At 55.0% G+C, this 10,071-nt stretch carries 9 protein-coding genes; 6 read left to right on the top strand and 3 right to left on the bottom strand.

Annotated elements, in window-relative coordinates; all coding sequences use genetic code 11:
* The 5 genes from truD to rpoS form a co-directional block, all read left to right on the top strand.
* Nucleotides 1–911, top strand: a 911-nt coding sequence (truD, locus tag M0974_RS08340; protein WP_297835210.1) for a tRNA pseudouridine(13) synthase TruD, incomplete at its 5' end; no start/stop codon positions are given.
* Entirely contained in the window at nucleotides 911–1,660 is a 750-nt protein-coding gene (gene surE / locus M0974_RS08335) for a 5'/3'-nucleotidase SurE (protein ID WP_297835206.1), read from the top strand. The genes truD and surE, both read left to right, overlap by 1 nt.
* A gap of 41 nt (nucleotides 1,661–1,701) precedes the next feature.
* Nucleotides 1,702–2,337 (top strand): protein-L-isoaspartate(D-aspartate) O-methyltransferase, encoded by a 636-nt coding sequence (locus M0974_RS08330; protein WP_297835203.1) that lies wholly within the window; start codon nucleotides 1,702–1,704, stop codon nucleotides 2,335–2,337.
* Nucleotides 2,338–2,521: 184 nt separating this feature from the next.
* On the top strand, nucleotides 2,522–3,403 hold the full coding sequence (locus tag M0974_RS08325) for a peptidoglycan DD-metalloendopeptidase family protein (RefSeq protein ID WP_297835200.1): 882 nt from the start codon (nucleotides 2,522–2,524) through the stop codon (nucleotides 3,401–3,403).
* 106 nt (nucleotides 3,404–3,509) lie between these two features.
* Nucleotides 3,510–4,517: an RNA polymerase sigma factor RpoS gene (gene rpoS, locus M0974_RS08320; protein WP_297835197.1), complete on the top strand. Its 1,008-nt coding sequence runs from the start codon at nucleotides 3,510–3,512 to the stop codon at nucleotides 4,515–4,517.
* 550 nt (nucleotides 4,518–5,067) lie between these two features.
* Here rpoS and fdxA read toward each other — a convergent pair.
* The 3 genes from fdxA to M0974_RS08305 form a co-directional block, all read right to left on the bottom strand.
* Nucleotides 5,068–5,391, bottom strand: a complete 324-nt coding sequence (fdxA, locus tag M0974_RS08315) for a ferredoxin FdxA (protein WP_297835195.1) — start codon at nucleotides 5,389–5,391, stop codon at nucleotides 5,068–5,070.
* Nucleotides 5,392–5,630: 239 nt separating this feature from the next.
* Nucleotides 5,631–8,198: a DNA mismatch repair protein MutS gene (gene mutS / locus M0974_RS08310; RefSeq protein ID WP_297835212.1), complete on the bottom strand. Its 2,568-nt coding sequence runs from the start codon at nucleotides 8,196–8,198 to the stop codon at nucleotides 5,631–5,633.
* Nucleotides 8,199–8,525: 327 nt separating this feature from the next.
* A complete protein-coding gene (locus M0974_RS08305) occupies nucleotides 8,526–8,846 on the bottom strand; it encodes a YceK/YidQ family lipoprotein (RefSeq protein ID WP_297835192.1) in 321 nt (106 codons plus the stop codon).
* Nucleotides 8,847–9,405: 559 nt separating this feature from the next.
* On the opposite strand from M0974_RS08305, the gene M0974_RS08300 reads away from it, so the two are divergent.
* A partial coding sequence (locus tag M0974_RS08300) for a dienelactone hydrolase family protein (protein WP_297835190.1) occupies nucleotides 9,406–10,071 on the top strand: 666 nt, incomplete at its 3' end.

The raw sequence follows: 10,071 nt of genomic DNA, 5'->3' as shown, positions 1-10,071 counted from the left end.
GGTTATGGGTTGAAAAGCGTGGCCTTAACACAGAAGAAGCCGCTCGCCGTCTGGCGCGTGCTGCTGGCGTCCCATTGCGAACCGTGAGCTATGCCGGTTTGAAGGATCGTCAGGCGTTGACCCGACAATGGTTCAGCGTGCAATTGCCCGGCAAAGCCGATCCGGACATGTCTGCGGCTCAGGACGACACCCTGAAAATCCTGAAAATGGGTCGCCACAAACGCAAATTGCAACGCGGTGCGCACGCGGCCAATGGCTTTACGTTACGGCTGACCCAACTGCAAGGCGACCAAGCGACGTTGCAGGCCCGGCTCGAATTGATCGCCCGCCACGGCGTGCCGAATTACTTCGGCGCCCAACGCTTCGGTTGGGAAGGCGGTAATGTGGGTGAGGCGCGCGACTACGCGGCACGTCAGGCCTTGCCGGAACAGCGCGCAGTGCGTTCCCGACTGCTCTCGACCGCCCGTAGTTATGTGTTCAACAAAGTGCTGGCGGCGCGTGTCGCCGACGGCAGTTGGCAGCGGGCGCAGGTGGGCGATCTATTGGCGTTTACTGACAGCCGCAGTTTTTTTTCTGCAGGCGAAGCCGAGTGCAGCGATCCACGCTTGGCCATTCTTGATCTGCACCCGACCGGTCCGCAGTGGGGCGCAGGCGATTCTCCTGCAAGCGGTGCCACGGCTGTGCTGGAGCAATCAGTCGCGGCTGGCGAGTCCAGCTTGCGCGATTGGTTGATCAAAGCGGGCATGGAACATGAGCGGCGCATCCTGCGACTGCCCATTGGTGGGTTGACGTGGCATTATCCTGAGCCTGACATTCTGCAACTGGAATTCGTCCTGCCGGCCGGATGCTTTGCCACCGTACTGGTGCGCGAGCTCGTCGACTTGGTTTCGGTGGGGCTAACGGACAGCTAATGCGTATTCTGATCTCTAATGATGATGGGGTAAGTGCACCCGGTCTTGCTGCGCTTTATACTGCGCTGGCAGGCTATGGCGAGTGCGTTGTCATTGCCCCTGACCAAGACAAAAGCGGCGCAAGCAGTTCGCTGACGCTGGATCGTCCGCTGCACCCCCACACGCTGGTGAACGGCTTCATCAGCGTGAACGGAACGCCCACCGACTGCGTGCACCTTGGCCTCAACGGACTTCTTGACCAGCGGCCGGACATGGTCGTTTCCGGAATCAACCTCGGGGCCAACCTGGGCGATGACGTGTTGTATTCCGGCACCGTGGCCGCAGCGCTAGAGGGGCGTTTTCTTGATCGTCCTTCATTTGCGTTTTCATTGTTATCGCGTCAGGTAGACAATCTACCGACCGCGGCGCATTTCGCTCGGTTGCTGGTTGAAGCCCATGAACACCTCAATTTACCTCCGCGCACAGTGTTGAACGTCAATATTCCGAATCTCCCGCTTGAGCACATTCGCGGAATTCAATTAACCCGGCTGGGCCATCGCGCACGCGCCGCTGCGCCTGTCAAAGTGGTCGATCCGCGTGGCCGCGTCGGTTACTGGATTGCGGCCGCCGGTGACGCTGAAGACGGAGGCGCGGGGACTGATTTTCACGCTGTAATGCAAGGTTATGTATCCATTACACCGTTACAACTGGACCGTACTTATCAGGATGGTTTCACCAGCCTTAACAGCTGGCTAGAGGGACTGCGTTGATGTCGCGCGAGCAAGATAATCTATTAAGACGCGGGATCGGGATGACGTCTCAGCGCACCCGTGAGCGTTTGATCCAGCGGCTCTACGAAGAGGGGCTTTCCAACGCCCAAGTGTTGGAAGTGATCCGTAACACTCCCCGGCACATGTTTGTCGATGAAGCGTTGGCACACCGGGCGTACGAAGACACCGCGTTGCCGATTGGTCATAACCAAACGATCTCACAGCCCTATATGGTGGCGCGCATGAGCGAGCTGCTATTGGCTGCTGGTCCGTTGGACAAAGTGCTGGAGATTGGTACCGGTTCTGGCTACCAGACGGCGGTATTATCTCAGCTGGTCGAACGTGTGTTCTCGGTCGAGCGTATTAAGGTTCTACAGGACCGCGCAAAAGAACGGCTGGTTGAGCTTAACCTGCGCAATGTGGTCTTTCGCTGGGGCGACGGTTGGGAAGGTTGGCCCGCGCTGGCGCCTTACAACGGGATCATCGTTACCGCAGTGGCTACCGATGTGCCGCAGGCGTTGCTCGACCAACTCGCCCCTGGCGGCCGGTTGGTGATTCCAGTTGGTTCTGGTGAGGTCCAGCAATTGATGCTGATTGTCCGTGAAGAAAACGGCTTTGCCCGGCACGTCCTGGGCTCGGTAAGATTTGTGCCATTGCTCAACGGACCGCTCGCATGAGTGCTCGTTTCGGCTCGTAATGAATTCTGGCTAGTGCCGCCTGTCATACAGGTGACGTGTGGCTTAATGCATTATCTTCGTTTGGTGCTGTAACGCACGGTTTTGCAATCAGTTAGTAGTAGCTGCCAGCCGTTATTACGGCACAATAGGCAGCTTAATTCAGTCACCAGTAAAGGAGTGGCGGGTGAGTCTCACAGTCATTCAGCAGCGACTATCTTCAACTAGCTTTCAGCGTCTGGTGATTGGCCTTGCCCTTGGTTTCTTGCTGGTCGGCTGCTCAAGCAGATCGCCTGGCGGTGCCCCGGTTGTCGATCGCAATAAATCCGTGCCTCAGCGACAAGCAGTAACAACTGGGCAGTATGTGGTGCGCCGCAGTGACACGCTGTTTTCAATTGCATTCCGTTACGGCTGGGACTGGAAAGCGTTGGCTGAACGTAACCAAATTCCGGCGCCGTATACCATTCATCCAGGACAGACCATCCGTTTTGATGGTCGCTCCAGTTCAGGCCCGGTCATCGCTGGATCTTCTGCCGCCCCATCAGGACCACCGGTGGTGACCTCTACGACGGGTTCCACAGCGTCAGGTTCGTTTAAAACTACGATTATTTCCAAGCCAGTTGGCGTCGTTCCCGTGATCTTGCCGTCGAAGGAAGACACCTCTGCTACTACGCCGATACAAGCTGGAGGCCGCTCGCCATCGGGTTGGGCATGGCCATCTAGTGGCATTTTGATCGGTAAATTTTCTTCAAACGGTAGTTTGAATAAAGGAATTGATATCGCTGGGGATTTGGGACAGCCTGTTTTGGCTGCGTCTGATGGTTCGGTTGTGTACGCCGGGAGTGGTTTACGGGGCTACGGCGAACTTGTGATCATCAAACACAGCGATACCTACGTCAGTGCATACGGGCATAACCGTAGACTGTTGGTTCGGGAGGGGCAGCAGGTCAAGGCCGGACAGACAATTGCCGAGATGGGGTCAACTGGGACCGACCGGGTGAAACTGCATTTTGAGATTCGCCGCCAAGGTAAGCCTGTAGATCCCCTGGAATTCCTGCCACGTCGTTGATCGGTTACCAGCCTGTTTCTTGCGTAGAGGGAACAGGCTCAAGCGCTGCCAAGGAAAATAAGGCGTCGCTAGAGCTTGAGGTCGAACTCACCAAAGGACTACAACAATGGCTCTCAATAAAGAAGCGCCGGAGTTTGACATCGATGATGAGGTACTCCTTATGGAGCCTGGCATCGTTTTGGACTTATCGCTGAACGAGGAAAAAAAAGCGGCACCTCCTGTTCGCGCCCGGGCCAAGAACTCCACAACGCTCAAACAGCACAAGTACATCGATTACACACGAGCGCTTGATGCGACCCAGCTATACCTCAATGAAATAGGTTTTTCTCCTCTGCTTTCGCCGGAAGAAGAAGTCCACTTTGCACGTTTGTCGCAGAGCGGTGATCCAGCGGGACGTAAACGCATGATTGAAAGTAACCTGCGGCTGGTGGTTAAAATCGCCAGGCGTTACGTCAATCGTGGCCTTTCATTGCTCGATCTGATCGAGGAAGGCAATCTGGGGCTGATCCGAGCTGTCGAAAAATTCGATCCGGAACGTGGTTTCCGTTTCTCAACCTACGCGACCTGGTGGATTCGTCAGACCATTGAGCGCGCGATCATGAATCAGACCCGTACTATCAGGTTGCCGATTCATGTGGTCAAAGAACTCAATGTGTACCTGCGTGCCGCTCGCGAACTGACCCAGAAGTTAGACCACGAACCCTCTCCGGAAGAAATCGCCAACTTGCTTGAAAAGCCTGTTGGCGAGGTCAAGCGAATGCTTGGGCTTAACGAGCGGGTTTCCTCGGTGGATGTTTCTCTCGGGCCTGATTCCGATAAGACATTGCTCGATACGTTGACCGATGACCGTCCGACTGACCCTTGTGAGCTGCTGCAAGACGATGACCTGTCGCAAAGCATCGATCAGTGGCTTTCCGAGCTTACCGACAAGCAGCGTGAAGTAGTGGTGCGGCGTTTCGGTCTGCGGGGACACGAAAGCAGTACGCTGGAAGACGTTGGCCTGGAAATTGGTTTGACTCGGGAAAGAGTCCGGCAGATTCAGGTTGAGGGCCTCAAGCGCTTGCGTGAGATCCTTGAGAAGAACGGGTTGTCGAGCGAGTCTCTGTTCCAATAACAGACAATCAGCCCATCAGTGCAAGGCACTGAATGACCCACTTTGTAAAACCACCTCGACCTGTTCGGGGTGTTTTTATATGGGAAAAATAATAACTGGATATGTTTCCAGTTCGTCATTTAAATGATGATTTTAATACTGCAGGGTTAAACGTTTAATGCTGCTTTTTGCTGTAAGCCTTTGCTTACGTGTGTCGTAAGCTTTCGTGGAGTTTGTCTGTAAATTTAACGTTATCGTGTGTGGAAAAATCATTAACTATTTGATTATTAACGTTTATTTATTCTAATAAACTTCTTCGTGTATTTTTTTGAAAGATTTGGCGGGTTGCTCTTCACCGCTAAATCACTATTATTAGAACTGTGTTGAGGGATCGACACAGGCCGTCAAGGATGACAGTCATGGACATCGCAGGATGCGATTCATCAGGATGATGAAAGGGATAAAAGGGACTAGGGAAAAAATGTGGGCGGGTCATACCGCCCCTTTTTTTGCCTGCAATAAAGCAAAAACAAAAAAGGCCCGCAATGGGCCTTTTTGGCAATCAGGACGCTTAGCGCTCCAGATCTTTGAGCTTGCCTTTGACGCCGTCAAATTCTTCGGCGTTTGGTAAGCCCGCTTTCTTTTCAGTGATATTCGGCCAGATTTCCGCCAACTCTACGTTCAGCTGGATAAATTCCTTCATGTCCTCGGGTACTTCATCTTCCGAGAAAATGGCGACGGCAGGGCATTCAGGCTCGCAGAGCGCGCAATCAATGCACTCATCCGGGTGGATCACCAGGAAATTCGGGCCTTCGTAGAAGCAGTCCACCGGACACACTTCTACGCAGTCGGTGTACTTGCACTTGATGCAGTTGTCGGTGACGACGAAGGTCATTTCTAGTTCTCTCCTCAGGCGGCGGTAGCAGAGCCCTGTCAGCAGGGTTGCCAAGGTCGGGGTATTCTCCCGGGCCGTATGAAACTTATGCAGTCAGCAGGCAGACGTTGGTACGCCATTGCGTCTTGACCTGCTGTGGTTCGCAACGTTCTCACGCGGCTCGGACAATCTGCGCAGTCAGACTAAAACCCGCAGCATCCCAAACCGCGCGGGATTCTAACAGCTTGTAACGATCTTCGTTAGATCCGTGTTTGCAAGGCATACAACAACTCTAGCGCCTGGCGTGGAGTCAGGTCATCGACTTTGGTCTTCGACAGCTCTTCCAGTACCGGGTGGGGCAGGCTGGCGAACATATCGCTTTGCTGTGGAATCGCTGGTTTGCCAGGGGCTGCTCGAGGTGTTTCGTGAGGCAGGCTAGTCGTTTCCAGACGCTGTAGATGCTCCTTGGCCCGCGTAATGACCTTGGCGGGAACCCCCGCCAACTGCGCCACTGCCAAGCCATAACTCTGGCTGGCAGGACCAGGCAATACCCGATGCAGGAACACGATACGCTCGTTGTGCTCTGTAGCATTGAGGTGCACGTTGGCGACTAATGGCTCGCTTTCCGGCAGGACTGTCAGCTCAAAGTAGTGCGTCGCGAACAGCGTGTAGGCGCGCAATTGAGCGAGGCATTCTGCCGCAGCCCATGCCAACGAAAGCCCATCGAAAGTGCTGGTGCCGCGCCCGACTTCGTCCATCAGTACCAGGCTGCGATCCGTGGCGTTGTGCAGGATATTCGCTGTTTCGCTCATTTCCACCATGAAGGTAGAGCGCCCGCCGGCGAGGTCATCGCTGGAACCGATGCGGGTAAAAATGCGATCAACCAGTGACAGTTCGCAACTGGCTGCGGGAACGAAACTGCCGATGTGCGCTAACAATACAATCAGCGCGGTCTGGCGCATGTAAGTCGACTTACCGCCCATGTTTGGCCCGGTGATGACCAGCATTCGGGTGTTGTCATCGAGCGCCAGGTCATTGGCGACAAATGGCGTCGTCAGAACCTGCTCGACCACCGGGTGCCGGCCTTGCTCGATGCGCATGCACGGCTCGTCGACGAAACGTGGGCAGTTCAAATCCAGATTAAGCGCGCGCTCGGCCAGATTGTTCAGCACATCCAGCTCAGCCAGCGCCGCAGCGGTATCCTGCAACGGTGCCAAGTGGCCGATGAGGTCTTCGAGCAGCGCCTCGTAAAGCATCTTCTCCCGCGCCAATGCACGGCTTTTTGCCGACAGGGCCTTGTCTTCGAAGGCCTTCAGTTCTGGCGTAATGAAGCGCTCTGCACCCTTGAGTGTTTGCCGGCGGATATAGTCGGCAGGGGCTTGCTCGGCTTGCTTGCTGGGCAGCTCGATGAAGTAGCCATGTATACGGTTGTAGCCAACTTTCAGATTGGCCAGACCGGTCCGGGCTTTTTCCCGCGCCTCCAGATCAATCAAAAACTGCCCGGCGTTCTCGCTCAGTGATTGCAAGTCGTCCAGTTCTGCGTCGTAACCGGTTTTCAACACGCCACCGTCACGGATCACCGCAGGCGGGTTATCGATCACCGCGCGCTGCAACAGGTCCGCTAACTCTGGGTAAGTGCTGGTGGTTTGTGCCAACTGCTGGATATGCGGCGCTTCTAGCTCAACCATCGCCAGTTGCAGTTCGGGCAGGGCTGCCAGCGCATCACGCAGACGCGCTAAGTCGCGAGGACGGGCGTTGCGTAAGCCAATTCGAGCGAGGATCCGTTCGATATCGCCAATTTCTTTCAATTGCGGCTGTAGATGCTCAAAGCGATAACGTTCGAGCAAACAGGTGATCGAGCTTTGGCGAGCCTTCAACACGGCCAAATCACGCAATGGACGATTTAACCACCGGGTCAGCAAGCGGCTGCCCATGGCGGTCTGACAGCGATCGACAACCGATTGCAGGGTGTTGTCTCGGCCGCCGGCCAGGTTGGTGTCCAGCTCCAGGTTACGGCGGGTGGCGCCATCAAGCACCACGGTATCGTCCAGACGCTCATGGCGCAGGCTGCGTAAATGGGGCAGGGCCGTGCGCTGGGTTTCTTTGGCATAACCGAGCAAGCAACCGGCGGCGCCGATCGCCAGCGTCAGGTTTTCGCAGCCGAAGCCTTTAAGGTCTTGGGTGGAAAATTGTTGGCACAGGGCCTTTAACGCCGAGTCGCGCTCGAAATCCCACGGTGCACGACGTCGCGTGCCGCGACGCTTCTCTGCCGGCAAGCCTTGTGGCCAGTCATCCGGAATCATCAACTCAACCGGATTGACCCGCTCTAGCTCAGCCAGCAGGTTCTCCCAGCCCTTGATTTCAAGAACGCTGAAATTACCACTGGTGATGTCCAGTACCGCGAGGCCAAACAAGCGCTCGTCACCCAATACGGCGGCGATGAGGTTGTCGCGACGTTCATCGAGCAGCGCTTCATCACTGACCGTACCGGGAGTAATGATGCGCACGACTTGGCGGTCTACCGGCCCTTTACTGGTGGCCGGATCGCCGATCTGCTCACAGATCACCACGGACTCGCCCAGTTTTACCAGCTTGGCCAGATAACCTTCAGCGGCGTGATAGGGAATCCCGCACATGGGAATCGCCTGCCCGGCCGACTGGCCACGGGCTGTCAGGGTGATATCCAGCAGCTTCGAGGCTTTCTTCGCGTCTTCGTAGAAGATTTCGTAGAAATCTCCCATGCGATAGAACATCAACTGGTCCGGGTGCTGATTTTTCAGCCTCCAGTATTGCTGCATCATGGGGGTGTGGCCGGATAGATCTAAAATTGCTTTATTCATCGGGTTTCAGGCGAATTCGTTAAATAGTGTGAGGCAAAGGCAGGCTCTGGCGGACACTCATCGGCGTGATGAAGCCCTTTGGCCTGGCGGCTTTTTGCAATGGGCGCAAGATTACCACGCAGCATCCCGTCCCGCAGAATCTGCTGGGGGAAAAGCGCGGTTACGATTTCAGGCAGGACTATTGGGCAAAGAGCGCTAGGCAGGCAGCGCGATATCGCATTCGATCACAACGAACAGGATGTTCTTATGCAAAATAAAAGGGGGCGGGATTCCGGCAGGCAAGTAACAGCGACGATTATTTCTGCGCCAATGAAGTCAGTACTGCTTTCGGCGAACCTGAATATCGCCTTGCTGGTACTGCAGATAGCCGGTGTACGGGATAAGAATTGTGTCGGCAATACCGGATATCACCATGTCGAGGAGGATTGGCGGCGCAGCCCAGTGCGAACCTGACCTAACAGGTCCGCTCAAATTGCAGAACTGATAGGCTGCGCCGCTATAAACGCGGGGGATGGAGCCGCAATCCGACTTCCACTTCGCCAAGTTATCGGCAGCGCCGTCCTCATCGGTCAGTGTTTTGATGGTGCCGCAACCTGAAATTGCTGCAACGAGACAGCCTGCAATCCATAGCTTCATATCTATCTTCCTTCCGTGTTAATGCGCGAGTCTTTGCCTGTAGCCCAGCCAGCCTGACATTTAAGGACTTCTGATGGCCCCGGTGAATAGCAGCCGGGCTGATTGGGTGGCGAGGCATCACATCGAACTGTGTATCCCTTGCTACCGATTTCCCTTCCGCCTTCCCCTGTACCGCGTTCGCTGTATGAAAAACAACCACCTAGCAAGGCGAAAGTTAGGAGTGTGAGTATGTATTTCATGCGCGCCTCCGTGCGTAGGCTGCATACATTAAACCCATGACCACCTTGAGCGGGTTTGTTTTTGCCAAGAGAAAAGTAAATCTTAGTTACAGATCGTGACCGATATGGGCTTGTTCGCAACTTATGGGGGCGAATTCCGAGGGGCAGATGTTGGGGTAGGGCGCTGAAGGGTCTGCAAAATCCTAATGCCACAACTGTTTGGTAATGAGCGCAAGGTTAGCTCCAGCGGTAGGGCTCAAGCAGGAGAAGTTGCAAGTCCCAATGCTGACTAGGCTTCATAGCCTTGTTTTTTCTCTTTCTGTGCGCCGAGGTTTTGCTTAATGGTTAAGTGGCTTGCGTTTATTGTTCTTCTGCAAACGTGCTCTGCATGGGGGGCGAGTGCCGTGCAAAATGATTTGCCGCTGGTCTATTTGGAACATACCCAATTGGGTTCCAATAGTCGCCCCGTCATCATTTTTCTCCATGGTTATGGCGGCAACGAAGAGGTGTTGTTTGAGTTGAGAAACTCGTTACCGACCGCTTACACGTACCTGTCGGTTCGCGCGCCGCAGGCCTTGGCCGAGGGAGGTTTCGAGTGGTTCGACAAGACCAATCGCGACGGTGAATATGACGGCGATTCTGCTCAGGTGAAAAACAGTGAGAAGTTGATTGCCGACTTTGTCGTCGCAGCTATAAAAAAGTATCGGGTTTCGGCGAATAAAGTTTTTCTGGTCGGTTTCAGCCAAGGCGCGATGATGAGTTACTACGTTGCGTTGCACCATCCCCAGGGGATTGGGGGCGTTGCCATTCTAAGCGGCACTATGCTGCCTGCGTTACGAGCCGAAGTAAGGCCGGGCGTGCCACTTAACCTTCCGCCGATTTTTATCGCCCACGGCACTGCCGATACGACGTTGCCCATTGATCTGGCCGTTCAGGCAGAACATCTGCTGAAACAAGGTTCGGCCACTGTGCAGTTCCATGCCTATTCCGGCCTGGGGCATGCGTTC

The sequence above is a fragment of the Pseudomonas sp. genome, from assembly GCF_026224925.1.
Lineage (GTDB): Bacteria > Pseudomonadota > Gammaproteobacteria > Pseudomonadales > Pseudomonadaceae > Aquipseudomonas.
The sequence above is the reverse complement of the archived record's forward strand: the minus strand, read 5'-3'. Positions and strand labels throughout refer to the sequence as shown.